The organism is Bosea sp. NBC_00550 (assembly GCF_026020075.1).
Taxonomy (GTDB): Bacteria; Pseudomonadota; Alphaproteobacteria; order Rhizobiales; family Beijerinckiaceae; genus Allobosea.
Map to the genome: position 1 here is coordinate 695,846 of NZ_CP102772.1, position 16,940 is coordinate 712,785.

Consider the following 16,940-nt stretch of genomic DNA (forward strand, 5'->3'; position numbering starts at 1 on the left):
AGCGGAACTCTGCAGAGATGAATTTCCTGTACTGAGAATTCGGCATGTCTCTGGCTAATGGCCGGCCGCTGCTCGCGATGCCCGGTCCTACAAACATTCCCGATCGCGTGCTTCCGGCGATGATGCGACCAGCGGAGGAACTAAGTTCCGACAGCATCGTGACCCTAACTGAAACGGTTCTCGTCGATCTCAAACGCGTCTTCCGGACTGACGGCGAAACCTTCGTCTACGCCGCCAACGGGCATGGCGGCTGGGAGGCAGCCTTCACCAATGTCCTTTCGCGTGGCGACAAGGTGCTGGTGCTTGAAAGTGGACGCTTCGCCATCGGCTGGGGCGAGATGGCGCGCTTCATGGGCGTTGATGTCGAGATGCTTCCTGGGAGCTGGCGTCGGGCTGTTGATCCCGTCGCAGTCGAGGCTCGGCTGCGCGCCGATACGCAGCACACGATCAAGGCTGTGATGGTCGTTCAGATCGATACCGCCGCCGGCATCGTCAATGACATCCCCGCGATCCGAAGGGCCATCGACGCCGCGGGCCATCCTGCCCTCTTCATGGTCGATGCCATCGCATCGCTGGCCTGCATGGAATTCGAGATGGATGCCTGGCGCATCGATGTCGCTGTCTCCGCCTCACAGAAGGGACTGATGTCATCGCCAGGCCTGGCTTTCGTTGCGGCCAACGACAAAGCCCTTGTCGCTCACAAGCGCGCCGACCTGCGCACCGGCTATTGGGACTGGAGCGGTCGGATGAACGTGCTCGCCTACATGAAACATTGCGGGACCGCGCCGGAGCACCTGCTCTTTGGACAGCGTGCCGCGCTCGACATGATCTTCGAGGAGGGGCTGGAGGCAATCTGGCGCCGCCACACCGCCCTTGCCAAGGCGACACATGCTGCCGTCGATCTCTGGACGAGTGGTCAGGCTCTGGCTTTCGGAGTCACGGAGGCAACCGAGCGAGCGCCGTCCGTGACGGCGGTCCTGACGCCTAGCGTAGACGTAGGGGTCATCACCGCCTTCGCACGCGATATCTGTGGCGTGACGCTTGGCCTGGGCATAGGAGACTATCACAACAAGGCCTTCCGTATCGCCCACATGGGCCATTTCAACGCTGCAGCCTTGCTGGGCGCGCTCGGAGCAGTTGAGATGGCGCTTCAGGCGAGAGAAATCCCGCACGGCTCTGGCGGTGTCGCGGCAGCAATCGCCAGCTTAGCCGCCGCAGCGTGAAAGAGGCTGCGATTCTATCGCGTGGCAGCCTTGAACAGACAGGATGTCCCTACAGGCGGCCGATTCACTGAAGCAACTCCTGTCCTCGCCGGCCCCGGCGCTGGGTCCAAACTCAGGGACGCGGCCAAGCATGGCGTCGAGGTGATCGATGAAGGCGGCTGGTTCGATCTGATAGGCGGTTGAGGCCGTAAAAGGGCTGTGCCGACAAACTATGGGCGCAAATGCCGACATACTACCCTCTCCAGCCGACAAACTTTGCGTATCGCACACAGGGACGAGTCGGAGTTCGGAAGACTCGACTCGCCTTCCGGCGCGGTGCGTTTTATAAAGAACAAAGAGAGAACAATTTTCGAGTTTCCATGCCAGCAGCGACCGCCCAGACCCTGTCCGATCTGCGCCGCAGCCTCGCGGAGGCGGCTTTGCGGGCTGGCCCTGTCGCGGGTGCGCGGATCGGCCTTGGCGTGACTTCGCTCGACGAAGCCCTGAGCGGCGGGCTCGCGCGAGCGGCGCTGCATGAGGTCTATGCCGCCGAGGTCGCCGATCTCGCGGCCGCGACGGGTTTCGCGCTCGGGATCGCCCTGCGGGCTGGGCACGGAGAGGGCGAGGTGCCAGAGCGCCCGATCCTGTGGGCGCGGCAGGATTTCGTCGATGCCGAAGCCGGCCGATTGCATGCGCCGGGGCTGAACGAGCTTGGCCTCGATCCCTCGCGCCTCCTGCTGGTGCGGGCGCGCGACGGCGAGGGCGTCTTGCGGGCGGGCGCCGAGGCGGCGCGCTGCTCTGCGCTAGGCGCCGTGCTGATCGAGCCCTGGGGTGAACCGCGCCCTTTCGACCTGACGGCGAGCCGGCGCCTCGCTTTGGCTGCCGAAGGCGCGGGCGTGCCGGTTCTGCTGCTGCGGGTGGCGGCTGCGGAGGCGCCGAGCGCGGCCCGCACGCGCTGGCAGGTGCGTGCACTGGCCTCGCGGGCGCTGGAGGCCAATGCCCCCGGCGCTCCGGCTTTCGCCGTGAGATTGCTGCGCCAGCGCGGCGGCGCGGCGGAGCGCGAGTGGCGTGTGGAGTGGGACCGTGACCGACGATCTTTCGAGGAACGCAGCGTTTTCGACCGTTCCGACAGACTGGCTCCCCGGACAGACCATGCCGCGCCGCTATCTCGCCCTCTGGTTCCCCTATCTGGCGACCGACAGGTTGCGGCGGACGGGCACGATTCCGGCCTTCGGCGCGCCGGCTGAGAAGCCCCATGTCCTGGTCGAGACGCAGAACAATGCGCTGCGCATCGTCGATTGCGACAGGCGCGCCGTCAGGCTCGGCCTGACGCGCGGGCTGACCCTGGCCGATGCCCGCGCCCGGATGCCCGATCTGGTCGCGTTGGAGGCGCAGCCGCAGGCGGATCGCCACTTTCTGGAGGAGGTCGCGAATGTCTGCGACCGCTTCACGCCGCTGGTCGCGCTCGACGCCCGCGACGGCCTCCTGCTCGACATCACCGGCTGCGCCCATCTCTTCGGCGGCGAGGAAGGGCTCGTTGCCCGTGTCGACCACGTCATGCGCCGGATCGGTCTTGGGCTGAAGACCGCCATCGCCGGCACGCCCGATGCCGCCCGCTCCTATGCCCGTTTTGGGCAGGGCGGCATCATCGCTCCGGGGCGGGAGGAAGTGACGCTGCGCCCGCTCCCGGTCAACGCGCTCGATATCGAGGTGGAGACCGTGATCGCGCTGTCGCGGGCCGGCCTCAAGACGTTGGCAGATCTCGCCGAACGCCCGTCCGAGACGCTTTCGGCCCGCTTCGGCGAGGCGCTGGCGACTAAGCTGAGGCGCACGCTCGGCCGAGAGGATCGCCGCATCACCCCCTTGCGTCCGCCGCCCGATTGCGTGGTCGAGCGCCAATTCGCCGAGCCTTTCGCCGATACCGCGAGCCTTGAGGCGGTCGTCGTCCGGCTGATCGGGGAGGCGGCGCGGGTCCTGGAGGCGCGCGGCGAAGGCGGGCGCGTCTTCGAGATCGGCTTTTTCCGCAGCGACGGGGCCGTCCGCCGCCTCGCCATCGAGACCGGCCGGCCCTCGCGCGATGCGAAGGCTTTGCTCAGGCTCTATCGCGAGCGCATCGAGGCGCTGGCCGATCCGCTCGATCCTGGCTTCGGCTTCGACGCGGTCAAGCTCGCGGTGCCGATCTGCGAGCCGCTGACGGATCAGCAGCACAGTCTCGACGGCCGCGCCGTCGAGGAGGAGGCAGTGGCCGATCTGGTCGACCGGCTCGTCACCCGCTTCGGCCGCGACCGCGTACTGCGCTTCGCGGCGCAGGATACGCATCATCCCGTCCGTGCCGCAAAGGCGCTCTCAGCCGCCGCGCCACTGCCGGAGGCGGCATGGCCCGAGCCTGAGCCGCAGGAGCCGCCGGCCCGCCCGCTCCAGCTCTTCGAGCCGCCCCAGCCGGTCGAGGCCATCGCCGAGGTGCCGGATGGCCCCCCGATCCGTTTTCGCTGGCGCCGCCTCATCCATGACGTCGCCCGCGCCGAGGGGCCGGAGCGCATCGCGCCGGAATGGTGGCGCGACGGCAGTGACGAGCCGATGCGCGACTATTATCGCGTCGAGGATGCGCAGGGGCGCCGCTTCTGGCTGTTCCGGATCGGTTTCTACGAGGCCGAAAGCGCCCCGCCGCGCTGGTTCCTCCACGGGCTCTTCGCATGAATCAGATTGCGAGCTCCTTCGCCGAACCCGTTGCCGCGACGAATTTTTCCTTCCTGCGCGGCGCAGCGCCGGGGCCGAACATGGTGCTGACGGCGCTGCTGCTGGGATATGCCGGCATCGGTATCGCCGACCGCAACACGGTCGCTGGCGTGGTGCGGGCCTGGGCCGCGCTGCGCCAGTTGCGGGAAGACGGCCTCCCAGCGCCCGAGAAGATCCGCGAGGGCGGCAGCCCCGGTGAATATGTCTGGATCGAGAACCCGGATTTCGCCGGTCTTCTCTTCAAACCCGAGCAGATGAAGGTGACGGCGGATCGCTTCAAGCTCGCGACCGGCACCCGCCTCGTCTTCGCCGACGGCACACCGGACATCATCGTCTATCCCGCCAATCGCGAGGGCTGGGGACGGCTCTGCCGGCTGCTCAGCCAAGGCAATCTCAGGGCGGAAAAGGGCGAGTGCATCCTCCACCTCGGCGATCTGCTGAACGATGCGCGCGACCTCCTGCTCATCCTGATGCCCAGCCGCAATCTCGATGGCCTGCCGGCGCTGCTTGCCCGGCTCGACGAGGCTGCGCCCGGCGCGATCTGGCTCGGCGCCACCATGCACCGGCGCGGCGACGACCGTCGTCGTCTGGTGCGGCTCAAGGTCATCGCCGCCGCGACCCGCACGCCGCTGATCGCGACCAATGACGCGCTCTACGATTCCATTGAGCAACGCGACTTGCAGGATGTGCTCACCTGCATCCGTGAGGGCGTCACCATCGAGCGTGCCGGGCGGCGGCTGGAGGCCAATGCCGAGCGCCACCTCAAGCTGCCGCAGGAGATGGCACGTCTCTTCCGCGACGCGCCCGAGGCCATCGCCGAGACGCAGCATCTCTTCTCCCGCGTCGAGTTCGATCTCGGCCAGCTGAAATACGAGTACCCCGAGGAGCCCGTCCCACCCGGTTGGAAGGATCAGGACTGGCTCGCGGAGCTGGTCCGCCGCCGCAGCCTGATCCGCTATCCGGACGGCGTTCCCGACAAGGTCGAGAAACTGCTGGTTAAGGAACTCGCTCTCATCGAGAAGCTGGAATACGCCCGCTACTTCCTGACCATTCGCCAGATCGTCGAATTCGCCGAGAGCGAAGGTATCCTCTGCCAGGGGCGCGGCTCGGCCGCCAATTCTGCCGTCTGCTACGTGCTCGGTATCACCGCCGTCGACCCCACCGACAACGACGTGCTGTTCGAGCGGTTCATATCTGAGCAGCGGCGCGAGCCGCCCGATATCGACGTCGATTTCGAGCATCAGCGGCGCGAGGAAGTGATCCAGTGGATTTATGAGAAGTATGGTCGTCATCGCGCCGGTATCGCCGCCACCGTGATCCGCTATCGGCCGCGCAGCGCTATCCGCGAAGTCGGCAAGGTGCTGGGGCTCACCGAGGACATCACCGCTCGCATCGCCGATACGCAATGGGGAAGCTGGGGCACGGAGATCGGCGATGACCGCGTCCGCCAAGCCGGGCTGGACCCGACGAACCCGTCGATCCGCCGCGCCGTCGGTTTCGCCATTCGGCTGCTCGGCTTCCCGCGCCATCTCTCGCAACACGTCGGCGGCTTCGTACTGTCGCGCGGCCGTCTCGATGAGACGGTGCCGATAGGTAATGCCGCAATGAAGGACCGCACCTTCATCGAATGGGACCGCGACGATATCGATGAACTCAAGCTGATGAAGGTCGATGTCTTGGCTCTCGGCATGCTGACCTGCATCCGCAAAGCGTTCGATCTGATCGAGGGCTATGGGGATTTGATTAAGGGCTATGAGAAAAAGCGGTACGAACTCGCTGACTTCACGGACGGCGACGAAGGCACCTACGACATGCTCTGCGAGGGCAAGTCGCTAGGCGTCTTCCAGGTCGAGAGCCGCGCCCAGATGAACATGCTGCCTCGTCTCAAACCGCGGAAGTTCTATGATCTGGTCATTCAAGTCGCGATCGTCCGGCCCGGCCCGATCCAGGGCGATATGGTCCATCCTTATTTGAAGCGGCGGGCCGGTTTGGAGGAGGTGAGCTATCCTTCGCCGTCACCCGAGCACGGGCTGCCGGATGAACTCTACCCGGTGCTGGAGAAGACCTTCGGCGTGCCGCTCTTTCAAGAGCAGGCGATGCGCCTAGCCATGGTTGCCGCCAAATTCACCGACCCGGAAGCCAACGGCCTGCGCAAGGCGATGGCGACCTTCCGTAATGACGGTACCATCCATCATTTTCAGGACATGATGGTCGAGCGCATGGTCGCGCGCGGCTATGAGCGCGATTTCGCCCAGCGCTGCTTCGACCAGATCAAGGGCTTCGGCAGCTACGGCTTCCCGGAAAGCCACGCCGCCTCCTTCGCCAAGCTGGTCTACATCTCCTCCTATCTGAAGAAGCACCACCCGGCGGCATTCGCCTGCGCGCTGCTGAACTCCCAGCCGATGGGCTTCTACGCCCCGGCCCAGATCGTGCGGGAGGCGCAGGAGAATGGCGGCGTCGAGCCACGCCCCGTCGATGTGAATGCGAGCGGTTGGGACAACGGGTTGGAGCCTTTGGAGGAACTGAACATCGTCATCCCGGGCGACCGTAGGGAGACCCGGGATCCATGCCTGAGCGTTTCCGATGAAGGCTCGGATATGGATCCCGGGTCTTCGCTTCGCTTCGCCCGGGATGACGTCCAGCATTCTTCCAACTTTCGCAGCCCTCATCCTGAGGAGCCGCGAAGCGGCGTCTCGAAGGATGGTCCAGAGCGGTCCAGTGCCTCACGAACCATCCTTCGAGACGCGCCTGCGGCACTCCTCAGGATGAGGGCTGAGAAGGAGGAGACGAAAAAACACCCCTTCGCGCTCCGCCTCGGCTTCCGCCAGATCGACGGCTTCAAGGAGGAATGGGGCCTCGCCATCGTGCAGGCGCGGGAAGCGGGAGGCATTTACCGCGACGTCGAGGAGCTGATGCGCCGGGCCGGGCTGCCGGCCCGCGCCATGCGCCTGCTCGCCGATGCCGATGCCTTTCGTTCCCTCGGCCTTGATCGCCGCGAGGCACTCTGGGCCGTGCGCCGCCTGCCGGACGATCCGGCACTGCCGCTTTTCGCGGCCGCGCAGGCCCGCGAGCTTGGGCGCGAGCCTGCGATGGCGCTGCCTGCCATGCCGCTGGCGGAGCATATCGTCACCGACTACCAGACGGTCAGGCTTTCGCTGAAGGGCCATCCGATGCAGCTGTTGCGTCCGCGCTTCCGGCGCGAGGGCATCCTGAGCTGCGCCGAAACCGAGGCGAAGCCGGACGCCGCTTTCGTCCGTACAGCGGGTGTCGTGCTGGTGCGCCAGCGGCCGGGCAACGGCAGGGCGATCTTCGTCACGCTGGAGGACGAGACCGGAATCACCAATGTCGTGATCTGGGCCCGGCTGTTCGAGCGTTTCCGCCGCGAGGTCATGGGCGCTCGTTTGATGCTGGTCGAGGGCAGGGTGCAGAAGAGCGTCGAGGGCGTCACACACCTTATGGCCCAGCGCATCTTCGATCGTTCCGCCGATCTGCTCTCGCTTTCCGATACGCACCGCGCCGAGATGCCGCCGCCCTGCGTCGATGAGCTGAAGAACCCGCCATTGCCGCGCCACCGCCACCCGCGCAACGTGCGCATCCTGCCGAAATCGCGGGATTTTCATTGAAATCCTGAAGGTCGCCCACCCGCAAACCATCAGCCGAAACAATCTTCTCCAATGGAAGTAAAATAAGAAAAAACACGCTACCGGCTGTGAATTGAAGCTTTGGCCCTATGGGTATAAGTGGTTCGTTCGATTTACCGAACGAACGGCCAAAACGATGGCGACAAGCCCCGGCCCGGATGAAATAACGACGGACGTGCAGTCCATCGACACGCTGGCGCACCGTTCGGCCGCGCTCAATACAGCCTTCGGTGCAGCCGATGTCGCCCAGCGCCTTGCCGGCATCGTTGCAGGCGCGGCCGGGCCCGTGGTCTTCACCACCTCCTTTGGCCTCGAAGATCAGGTCCTGACCCATTTCATTGCGGCTGCGAAGCTGCCGGTCACCGTCGCCACGCTCGATACCGGCAGGCTTTTCCCCGAGGTCTATGCGCTCTGGCAGGAGACGGAGGAGCGCTACGGCATCCTGATCCGCCCCTACTATCCCCGGCACGACGCAGTCGAGCTCCATGTCCGTCAGAACGGCATCAACGGCTTCTACGGCTCTCGCGAGGCTCGCAAATCCTGCTGCGACATCCGCAAGGTCGAGCCGCTCGGCCGCGCGCTCGCCGGCGCCGATGTCTGGCTGACCGGCCTGCGCGCCGACCAGTCGGCCGCGCGCGGCGATGTCCAGCTTACGGAAGCCGATCCGGCGCGCGGCCTCGTCAAGGCGAGCCCGCTCATCGATTGGACGCGTGAGCGCGCGCTCGCCTTCGCCGAGGCGAATGGCGTGCCGATCAATCCGCTCCACGCGCGGGGCTTCGTCTCGATCGGCTGCCAGCCCTGCACCCGCGCCATCCGCCCCGGCGAGCCGGAGCGGGCGGGGCGTTGGTGGTGGGAGGACGACGCCGCCAAGGAATGCGGCCTGCATGTCGGGCCGGACGGAAAGCTGGCGCGGGCCCAGAGCGCTCCGGCACAGGTGCACGCATGATCCAGCTCAGCCATCTCCAGAAGCTCGAAGCGGAAGCCATCTTCATTATCCGCGAGGTGGTGGCGACCTGCGACAAGCCAGTGCTGCTTTACTCGATCGGCAAGGACTCCGCCGTCCTGCTGCATCTCGCCATGAAGGCGTTCTATCCGGCCAAGCCGCCTTTCCCGCTGCTCCATGTCGATACGACCTGGAAGTTCCGCGACATGATCGCCTTCCGCGACGAGACGGCGAAGCGCCTGGGGCTGGATCTCATCGTCCACATCAACCAGGACGGAGTCGCGGCCGGCATCAACCCTTTCACCTCGGGCTCCCGCATCCACACCGACGTGATGAAGACGCAGGGGCTGAAGCAGGCGCTCGACTTCCACAAGTTCGATGCGGCCTTCGGCGGCGCGCGCCGCGACGAAGAGAAGAGTCGCGCCAAGGAACGCGTCTTCTCCTTGCGTTCGCCCGAGCATCGCTGGGACCCCAAGAACCAGCGCCCGGAACCCTGGCAGCTCTTCAACACCCGCAAGCATCGCGGCGAAAGCTTTCGTGTCTTCCCGCTCTCGAACTGGACCGAGCGTGACATCTGGGACTACATCGCGCTCGAGAATATCCCCGTCGTGCCGCTCTATTTCGCGGCGCCGCGCCCGGTCGTGCAGCGTGACGGCGCCTGGATCATGCGCGACGACGAGCGCATGGAGCTTGTCCCCGGCGAGGTCGTCGAGACCCGCATGGTCCGCTTCCGTACGCTGGGTTGCTACCCGCTGACCGGCGCCGTCGAGAGCGAGGCGGCCAATCTCACCGACATCATCGCCGAGATGCGCTCCTCCCGGTCCTCGGAGCGGCAGGGCCGCGTCATCGACCATGACGGTTCGGGCTCGATGGAGCAGAAGAAGCAGGAAGGCTATTTCTGATGGGCCTCGCCATCGCCAGGAACCTGGCCAAAAAGAACCTGAAGGCACTGAGGCCGGCGCAGAGCCTTCTCCCCGCCAACGACACGCCCAGCGCCAGCGAAACCGGCCAGCACTCCCTGCTGCGCTTCATCACCTGCGGCTCGGTCGACGACGGCAAGTCGACCTTGATCGGCCGCATGCTCTACGAGGCCGGCGCGGTTTTCGACGACCAGCTCAGCGCGCTCGACAGCGATTCCCGCAAGTTCGGAACGCAAGGCGCCGCCCCTGATTTCGCCCTTCTCGTCGATGGGCTCTCGGCCGAGCGCGAACAGGGCATCACCATCGATGTCGCCTATCGCTATTTCGCCACCGACAATCGCAGCTTCATCGTCGCCGACACGCCCGGCCACGAACAATATACCCGCAACATGGCGACCGGCGCCTCCACCGCCGACCTTGCCATCATCCTGATCGACGCCCGCAAGGGCCTGCTGCCGCAGACGCGCCGCCATTCCTTCATCGTCTCGCTGGTCGGCGTCCGCCATATCGTCGTGGCGATCAACAAGATGGACCTCGTCGGCTACGACGAGGCGGTGTTCGAGCAGATCGCGGCCGATTACCGCGCGGCGGTCGCCTCGTTGGGCTTCGCCTCGATCCGCTTCATCCCGGTCTCGGCGCGGGACGGCGAGAACGTCATGCGGCCGTCGGCGGCCATGCCTTGGTATGACGGGCCGGCGCTGCTGCCCTATCTGGAGAGCGTCGCGATCACGCAGCCGGCGCCGCGCGACGAAAGCTTCGTCCTGCCGGTGCAATGGGTCAATCGTCCGGATCTGGACTTTCGCGGCTATGCCGGCGCGCCCGTCGCAGGCCGCGCCCGCGTCGGCGATCCGGTGATCGCGCTGCCCTCCGGCCGTACCAGCCGCATCGCCCGCCTGATCGGCGCGGCCGGCGAGGCCAGCCAGATCGGCGCCGGCCAGGCGGCGACGGTGACGCTTGAGGACGACATCGACATCTCGCGCGGCGATGTCATCGCTGCCGCCGGCTCGGCGTTGCGCATCAGCCGGGGCGTGGAGGCGCGGCTACTCTGGACCGGCGAGCGCGCCATGCTGGAAGGCTCGCAGTTCCTCGTGAAGCTCGCGACGCAGAGCGCGACGGCCACGATCGAGGCGCTGCATCACAGCGTCGACATCGAGGGCTTCCGGCCCCAGCCGGCGCAGAGCCTGCGCATGAACGGCATCGGCCTCGTGACGCTTCGGCTCGACCGGCCGCTGGTCTCGCTGCCCTATGCCGAAAGCCACGAGCTCGGCGGCTTCATCCTGATCGACCGCATCAGCAACGAGACGGTTGCCTTCGGCTTCATCGAGCCCGGAGAGGGGGATACGCAGCAGGCGGTGGGCGAGGGCGGGGCACTGGCAAAGGCCAAGCGCGCCCTCATCCGCATCGTCGGTCGACGTGGCACGCCGGACCGTCGCGCCTGGCTCGCCGCCTTGAGCTGGCGCGTCCTGAGCACCGCGGGGCTGTTCGCCGCGGCCTTCCTGCTCACCGCCAATGCCACGGTCTCACTGGCGCTCGCCCTTGGCGACATCCTGCTGCGGCCGAGCTTGCGCGCGCTGCACATGCATCTTTGGCGCAAGCAACCGGCCGGCGCGCTCCAGGACGGCGCGGGGATCTGAGGATATCCAGCCGTCATTCTCGGGCGGCGGAACGCCGACCCGAGAATCTCTGGCCGATGAGGCGCGGGAGCGTTCCGGGACGAGAGATGCTCGGGTCAAGCCCGAGCATGACGCAAGACTTCAACCCCCGACAACCGCCGTCGCCTCGATCTCCAGCAGCGCCTCCGGCTCGACCAGCGCACTCACGGCCACCACCGCCATCGCCGGGAAATGCCGGCCGAAGGCCTCGCGATAGATCGGCCCCATCTCCTTGAGGCTGGCGCGATAGGCCGCGATGTCGGTGACGTACCAGGTCAGGCGCACGATATCCTCGACGCAACCGCCGCCGGCCTCGACCACCGCCTTGATGTTGAGGAAGGTCTGGCGCAGCTGCCCGATGAAGTCTTGCGCGAAGACGCCTTCGGCATTCCAGCCGACGAGCCCGCCGGTCACCAGCACGCGGCCTTCGGCCACCATGCCGTTGGCGTAGCCGCGCGGCTGCGGCCAGCCTTCCGGCAGGATGGCGCGGGAAGAGGAAGCGTTGGACATGGTGTCGCCTCGGTTTCGGCCGTTCGGCTCTGGTTGGTCGGAGGATCAGGCCTCGTCGCGCGCCATCTGGCGCAAGGCGAAGCGTTGCAATTTGCCGGTCGCCGTCTTCGGCAAGGCGGCGACGAATTCGATGGCGCGCGGATATTTGTAAGGGGCGATACCGGCCTTCACATGCTCCTGCAACGCCTTGGCCATCGCCGCATCGCCAGTGACGCCCTGGCGCAGCACGATATAGGCCTTCACGATCTGCCCGCGATCGGGGCAGGGGGCGCCGACCACGCCGCACTCGGCCACCGCCTCGTGCGTCAGTAGGCAGGCTTCGACCTCCGGCCCCGCGATGTTGTAGCCGGCCGAGATGATCATGTCGTCGGAGCGTGCCTGATACCAGAAATAGCCGTCGGCATCGCGCAGATAGGTGTCGCCGGTGATGTTCCAGCCGTCGAGGACGTATTTCGCCTGCCGGGGATCGGCGAGGTAGCGGCAGCCGGTCGGCCCGCGCACGGCGAGCCGACCTGGCGTGCCATCCGGCACGTCCTTGCCCTCATCGTCGACGATCTTCGCCTCGTAGCCCGGCACCGGAAGCCCGGTCGCGCCCGGCCGGATCGCCTCGCGCGGCGCGCCGATGAAGATATGCAGCATCTCGGTCGCGCCGATGCCGTCCATCAGCGGCAGGCCCGTCCGCGCCCGCCAGGCGTCGAATGTCGCCTTCGGCAGCGCCTCCCCGGCCGAGACGCAGATGTTGAGCGAGGAGATGTCGCGCCCCTCCAGCTTGTCGAGAATGGCGCGATAGGCGGTCGGCGCGGTGAAGACGACGCTGACCTTGTGACGCTCGATCGCGTCGATCAGGTCGGCCGGACCCGCCTTCTCGGGCAGCACCATCGCGGCGCCGATCCGCATCGGGAAGAGCACGAGCCCGCCAAGGCCGAAGGTGAAGGCGAGCGGCGGCGAGCCTGTGAAGCGGTCGTCGGGCGAGGCCTTGAGGACGCGCGCGCCGTAGCAGTCGCAGATCGCCAGCATGTCCTGGTGGAAATGCATGGTGCCCTTCGGCTCGCCGGTGGTGCCGGAGGTGAAGGCGATCAGGCAGACGTCGTCGCGGGCGGTGTCGGCGGCCTCGAAATGCTCGTAGCCCGGCTGCGCCATCAGCGCTTCCAGCTCGCTCCCGGCTGAACCGAAAGCGACGATGCGGGAGAGCTCCGGCGCCTGCGTTTTCGCGGTTTCGAGTTCGGCGGTGAGGCGGTGGTCGCAAAGCGCGAGCGCGATCTTCGCCTTGCGCAGCGGATAGGCGAGTTCGCCAGCCCGCAGCATCGGCATGGTCGCGACCGCGATGCCGCCGGCCTTGATGACGGCGAGATAGGCGGCGACCATCATCGGCGTGTTGCCAGCGCGCAGCAGGACGCGATTGCCGCTGGCCATGCCGAGATCGCGGGTCAGCACATTGGCGATGCGGTTCACCCGCTCCGCTAAGTCCGCATAGCTCCAGTTCAGGTCGGCCGCGAGCACCGCGGTCCGGCCGCCGCGCCCCTCGGTGATGTGCCTGTCGAGCAGCTCTGCGACGCAGTTCAGCCGCTCGGGATAGGCGAGCCCTGCCTCTTCCACTCTCAGATCGGGCCAGCTTTCGCGCGGGGGCAGGTTGTCCCGCGCGAAGTTGTCCTTATGCCCCGATCTCGCGAATGCGGTTGCTGTCATCTCGTTCCCCTGCCTAGAGGCGGATTCACTGATCAGGTCGAGAGACCTGATCAGTGAATCCGCCTCTAATTATTGAATGGAGAACGCGTTATCCGATCAGGTTGCGGTGCAACCTGATCGGCGCGTGCTCCAGCGGCATGTGCTTTGAGCAGGTCGCGCGCGATCACGACCTTCTGGACCTCGCTGGCACCCTCGTAGATGCGCAGCGCCCTGATCTCCCTGTAGAGTTCCTCCACCTTGACGCCCTTGGTGACGCCGAGGCCGCCATGGATCTGGACGGCCCGGTCGATCACGCGCTGGGCGTTCTCCGTCGCGATGAGCTTGGCGAGCGCGGCCTCGCGGGTGACGCGCGCCGCGCCGCGGTCCTTGGTCCAGGCGGCGCGGTAGACGAGGAGGGCGGCGGCATCGACCTCCGCCGCGCTGTCGGCGATGGCCGCCTGCGAGAGCTGGAGGTCGCCGAGCGTACCGCCGAAGAGCTTGCGGCCATTGGCATGGGCGAGGGTCTCGTGCAGCGCCCGCCTGGCGAAGCCGAGCGCGGCGGCGCCGACCGTCGAGCGGAAGATGTCGAGCGTCGCCATCGCGACCTTGAAACCATCGCCGGGCCCGCCGATGCGGTTATCGAGCGGCACGCGGCAGCTCTCGAAGCGCAGCGTCGCGAGCGGATGCGGCGCGATCACCTCGATGCGTTCGGCAATGGTCAGGCCGGGCGTATCGGCCTCGACCAGGAATGCGGAGAGCCCGCGCGCGCCCGGTGCCTCGCCCGTGCGGGCGAAGACGACGTAATGGTCGGCGATGCCGCCATTCGAGATCCAGCTCTTCTCGCCGTCGATGCGGACATGGCTGCCACCATCCGGCGTCGCGGTCGTCGCCATGGCGGCAACGTCCGAACCGGCTTCCTTCTCCGAGAGGGCGAAGGCGGCGATGCGCTTGCCGGCCGCGACATCCGGCAGGATGCGCCGTTTCATGTCCTCAGAACCAGCGATGCTGATCGAGCCCGTGCCGAGCCCCTGCATGGCGAAGGAGAAATCGGCGAGGCCGTCATGAGCAGCCAGGATCTCGCGGGCGAGGCAAAGCGTGCGCACGTCGAGCTTGTCGGAAAGCCCGCCATAGGCAGCCGGCACCACGGCTTTCAGGAAGCCGGCTGCGCCCAAGGCGGCGACACGCGCCCGGCAGGCCTCGTCGACATCGTCATGCGGCAGGTCTGCAAGATAGGAATCGGCCCAGCCGGAGAGTTCCGCAGCGAAAGCGCGATGGCGCTCCTCGAAGAACGGCCAGTCCAGAGTATCGCCGAGGATGTCGAGGCCGAGATGAGGAGCGCGGTGCATATCAGTTGCCCTCGAAGACCGGTTTCCGCTTCTCGGCGAAGGCATGGTAGGCGCGGGCGAAATCCTCGGTCTGCATGCACAGAGCCTGCGCCACGGCCTCGGCCTCGATCGCGCTCTCGACCGACATCGCCCATTCCATTTCCAGCATGCGCTTGGTCATGGCATTGGCGAAGGTGGGCCCGTCCGCCAGCTCGGCAGCGAGCGTCTGCGCCTCGGAAAGCGCGGCCTCGGACGCACAGAGCCGGTTGAGGAAGCCCCAGCGCTCCGCTTCCTCGCCCTTGAGCACGCGGCCGGTGTAGAGCAACTCGGCGGCGCGGCCCTGGCCGATGATGCGTGGCAGCATCGCGCAGGCGCCCATGTCGCAGCCGGCGAGGCCGACCCGGTTGAACAGGAAGGCGATCTTGCTGCCGGCCGTGCCGAACCTGAGATCGGATGCCATCGCGACGATGGCGCCGGCCCCTGCGCAGATGCCGTCTATGGCGGCGATGATCGGCTGCGGGCAGGCGCGCATCGCCTTGACCAGCTCGCCCGTCATCCGGGTGAATTTGAGCAGGTCCTTGGTCTCCATTGCAACCAGCGGGCCGATGATCTCGAAGACGTCGCCGCCCGAGGAGAAATTGCCACCGGCGCCCGTCACCACGATCGCCTTGACGTCTTCCTCCTTCTGCGCGGCGAGGAAGAAATCCGTGAGTTCGCGGTAGCTTGCGAAGGTCAGCGGATTCTTTTTCTCAGGCCGGTTGAGCGTCACCGTCGCGACCTTGCCGGCGACCGAAAGGGCGAAATGCTGCGGCGTGAAGCCGGCCAGCGGCAGGGTGGTGGCGTTGGCGATCGTCATCAGGCGTCTCCCTTCGCGGCCCCGTCGGCTGCGTCCTTCGCCCGGCCGGCAATGGCGCGATGAAGCGAGGTCTTGGTCTCGCCGAGCAAGCGGAAGAGCTGCCCGATCTCGGGCTGGTCGAGCCCGGCGAAGAGTTCGGCGATCCAGCTTTCGTGACGCTCGGCCATGGCCCTGAAGGCCTTGCGACCCTGCGCCGTCAGCGTGAGGATTTGCACGCGCCGGTCCTGCGGCGCGGAGCGCTTGTCGACCAACCCATCCGTGACGAGCCCGGCCACGACGGCCGTGACATTGCCGTTCGAGACCATCAGCCGCTGCGAGACCTCGCCGACGGTCATGCCGACCACGGTCTTGTCGAGCTGCGCCATCAGGTCGAAGCGCGGCAGCGTGGTCTTGAATTCTTCGCGCAGCCGGTTGCGGATCTCGGTCTCGATCAGGGTCGAGCAGGTGAGCAGGCGCAGCCAGAGCCTGAGCTCGTCCTTGTGGTCGCCGGGGCGTTCGCTCGCCTTGGTCTCGCGATCGAGCATCAGGGCGGAAGAGGGCGTGTCCATCTCAGAACTCCCCGCCATTGATGAGGAGCGACTGGCCGGTGACCGCATCGCTGCCCGGTCCGCAGAGATAGAGCACCGCGGCGGCGACCTCTTCCGGCGCGATCAGCCGTCCCTGCGGATTGTCCTTGACCATCTCGGCCAGCGCCTGCTCGCGGCTCTTGCCGGTCTTCGCCGCGATGGCGTCGAGCCCGCTGGCGACCATGTCGGTGTCGGCATAGCCCGGGCAGACGGCGTTGACGGTGACGCCCGAGCGCGCCGTCTCCAGCGCCAGCGATTTCACGAGCCCGATCACGGCATGCTTCGCCGCCGCATAGGCACTCACATAGGCGTAGCCGCGATGTCCGGCCGTCGAGGCGATGGCGATCAGCCGGCCGCGCTGGCGCTCCAGCATGCCCGGTAGCACGGCATGGAACAGATTGACGGTGCCGATCAGGTTGATCTCGACCATGCGGCGGAAGCGCTCGCTATCGCTGCGCATGAACGGGCCGGTCTCGACCGCGCCGGCATTGGCGATCGCGATGTCGAAGGCACGTCCGCCGGAGAGTTGATCCAGGGCAGCGGAAACCGAACTCTCGTCGCGCACGTCGCAGGTCGCGAAATCGGCTGCCGCGCTGGCTGCAACGGCATCCCGCAAGGCAGCCTCGTCGCGGCCGAGAATGCTGACCTGCGCCCCTGCCTGTGTCAGCATGGCGGCGATGGCGCGGCCGATGCCACGTCCGCCTCCCGTCACCAGCGCGCGCTGTCCCTGCAGAGTCATGACCTTCGACCTCCGTCGTCGAATATATTTTAAGTCTCAATCAATTTGCAAGCGGCTTGTCTGCGGGCATGCGATGCGGCGATGGTTTTGCGGTATTCGATGGCGTTTCCGGTCGTGCTTGGCTCAGTTGTGATGTGCGTGCCGGAAAGGTCGAAAGCCCCTTGAGTTCAAAATCATTTTAGGCT

Annotated in this window: 13 protein-coding genes; 7 read left to right on the forward strand and 6 right to left on the reverse strand. The window is 66.6% G+C overall.

Translation table 11 applies throughout. The features are described 5' to 3' along the window. Positions 1-44: 44 nt before the first annotated feature. The 7 genes from NWE53_RS03355 (at position 45) to NWE53_RS03385 (ending at position 11,076) form a co-directional block, all read left to right on the forward strand. Entirely contained in the window at positions 45-1,223 is a 1,179-nt protein-coding gene (locus NWE53_RS03355) for a pyridoxal-phosphate-dependent aminotransferase family protein (RefSeq protein WP_265052966.1), read from the forward strand. A 359-nt stretch (positions 1,224-1,582) separates the two neighbouring features. Continuing rightward, positions 1,583-2,449: an ImuA family protein gene (locus tag NWE53_RS03360; RefSeq protein ID WP_265052967.1), complete on the forward strand. Its 867-nt coding sequence runs from the start codon at positions 1,583-1,585 to the stop codon at positions 2,447-2,449. After that, entirely contained in the window at positions 2,355-3,899 is a 1,545-nt protein-coding gene (locus NWE53_RS03365; protein ID WP_265052968.1) for a Y-family DNA polymerase, read from the forward strand. Before NWE53_RS03360 ends, NWE53_RS03365 begins: the two co-directional genes overlap by 95 nt. Beyond that, complete coding sequence (locus tag NWE53_RS03370; protein WP_265052969.1) at positions 3,896-7,561, forward strand: error-prone DNA polymerase; 3,666 nt, start codon at positions 3,896-3,898, stop codon at positions 7,559-7,561. Before NWE53_RS03365 ends, NWE53_RS03370 begins: the two co-directional genes overlap by 4 nt. 154 nt (positions 7,562-7,715) lie before the next feature. After that, positions 7,716-8,525, forward strand: coding sequence for a phosphoadenylyl-sulfate reductase (locus tag NWE53_RS03375; RefSeq protein WP_265052970.1), 810 nt, complete (start codon positions 7,716-7,718; stop codon positions 8,523-8,525). After that, complete coding sequence (cysD, locus tag NWE53_RS03380) at positions 8,522-9,424, forward strand: sulfate adenylyltransferase subunit CysD (RefSeq protein WP_265052971.1); 903 nt, start codon at positions 8,522-8,524, stop codon at positions 9,422-9,424. Before NWE53_RS03375 ends, cysD begins: the two co-directional genes overlap by 4 nt. After that, positions 9,424-11,076 carry a sulfate adenylyltransferase subunit 1 gene (locus NWE53_RS03385; protein ID WP_265052972.1) on the forward strand — a complete coding sequence of 551 codons (1,653 nt, stop codon included), beginning with the start codon at positions 9,424-9,426 and terminating at the stop codon, positions 11,074-11,076. The genes cysD and NWE53_RS03385 overlap by 1 nt, the downstream gene beginning before the upstream one ends. Before the next feature lie 120 nt (positions 11,077-11,196). Here NWE53_RS03385 and NWE53_RS03390 read toward each other — a convergent pair whose 3' ends face one another. The 6 genes from NWE53_RS03390 to NWE53_RS03415 all read right to left on the reverse strand — a co-directional run bounded on the left by NWE53_RS03390 (position 11,197) and on the right by NWE53_RS03415 (position 16,755). After that, entirely contained in the window at positions 11,197-11,604 is a 408-nt protein-coding gene (locus NWE53_RS03390) for a RidA family protein (RefSeq protein WP_265052973.1), read from the reverse strand. 45 nt (positions 11,605-11,649) lie between these two features. Further along, positions 11,650-13,290 carry a benzoate-CoA ligase family protein gene (locus tag NWE53_RS03395; RefSeq protein ID WP_265052974.1) on the reverse strand — a complete coding sequence of 547 codons (1,641 nt, stop codon included), beginning with the start codon at positions 13,288-13,290 and terminating at the stop codon, positions 11,650-11,652. A gap of 65 nt (positions 13,291-13,355) precedes the next feature. Further along, entirely contained in the window at positions 13,356-14,615 is a 1,260-nt protein-coding gene (locus tag NWE53_RS03400; protein WP_265052975.1) for an acyl-CoA dehydrogenase family protein, read from the reverse strand. Position 14,616: 1 nt separating this feature from the next. Further along, positions 14,617-15,450, reverse strand: a complete 834-nt coding sequence (locus NWE53_RS03405) for an enoyl-CoA hydratase family protein (protein WP_442864947.1) — start codon at positions 15,448-15,450, stop codon at positions 14,617-14,619. Next, positions 15,450-15,998: a MarR family winged helix-turn-helix transcriptional regulator gene (locus NWE53_RS03410; RefSeq protein ID WP_265052976.1), complete on the reverse strand. Its 549-nt coding sequence runs from the start codon at positions 15,996-15,998 to the stop codon at positions 15,450-15,452. The genes NWE53_RS03405 and NWE53_RS03410 overlap by 1 nt, the downstream gene beginning before the upstream one ends. 1 nt (position 15,999) lies before the next feature. After that, on the reverse strand, positions 16,000-16,755 hold the full coding sequence (locus NWE53_RS03415; protein ID WP_265052977.1) for an SDR family NAD(P)-dependent oxidoreductase: 756 nt from the start codon (positions 16,753-16,755) through the stop codon (positions 16,000-16,002). Positions 16,756-16,940: the final 185 nt, after the last annotated feature.

Coding starts and splice junctions, on each gene's coding strand:
- NWE53_RS03390 (WP_265052973.1), bottom strand. CDS start 11,604: ATGTCCAACGCTTCCTCTTCCCGCGCCATCCTGCCGGAAGGCTGGCCG.
- NWE53_RS03400 (WP_265052975.1), bottom strand. CDS start 14,615: ATGCACCGCGCTCCTCATCTCGGCCTCGACATCCTCGGCGATACTCTG.
- NWE53_RS03395 (WP_265052974.1), bottom strand. CDS start 13,290: ATGACAGCAACCGCATTCGCGAGATCGGGGCATAAGGACAACTTCGCG.
- NWE53_RS03405 (WP_442864947.1), bottom strand. CDS start 15,450: ATGACGATCGCCAACGCCACCACCCTGCCGCTGGCCGGCTTCACGCCG.
- NWE53_RS03410 (WP_265052976.1), bottom strand. CDS start 15,998: ATGGACACGCCCTCTTCCGCCCTGATGCTCGATCGCGAGACCAAGGCG.
- NWE53_RS03355 (WP_265052966.1), top strand. CDS start 45: ATGTCTCTGGCTAATGGCCGGCCGCTGCTCGCGATGCCCGGTCCTACA.
- cysD (WP_265052971.1), top strand. CDS start 8,522: ATGATCCAGCTCAGCCATCTCCAGAAGCTCGAAGCGGAAGCCATCTTC.
- NWE53_RS03370 (WP_265052969.1), top strand. CDS start 3,896: ATGAATCAGATTGCGAGCTCCTTCGCCGAACCCGTTGCCGCGACGAAT.
- NWE53_RS03365 (WP_265052968.1), top strand. CDS start 2,355: ATGCCGCGCCGCTATCTCGCCCTCTGGTTCCCCTATCTGGCGACCGAC.
- NWE53_RS03360 (WP_265052967.1), top strand. CDS start 1,583: ATGCCAGCAGCGACCGCCCAGACCCTGTCCGATCTGCGCCGCAGCCTC.
- NWE53_RS03385 (WP_265052972.1), top strand. CDS start 9,424: ATGGGCCTCGCCATCGCCAGGAACCTGGCCAAAAAGAACCTGAAGGCA.
- NWE53_RS03375 (WP_265052970.1), top strand. CDS start 7,716: ATGGCGACAAGCCCCGGCCCGGATGAAATAACGACGGACGTGCAGTCC.
- NWE53_RS03415 (WP_265052977.1), bottom strand. CDS start 16,755: ATGACTCTGCAGGGACAGCGCGCGCTGGTGACGGGAGGCGGACGTGGC.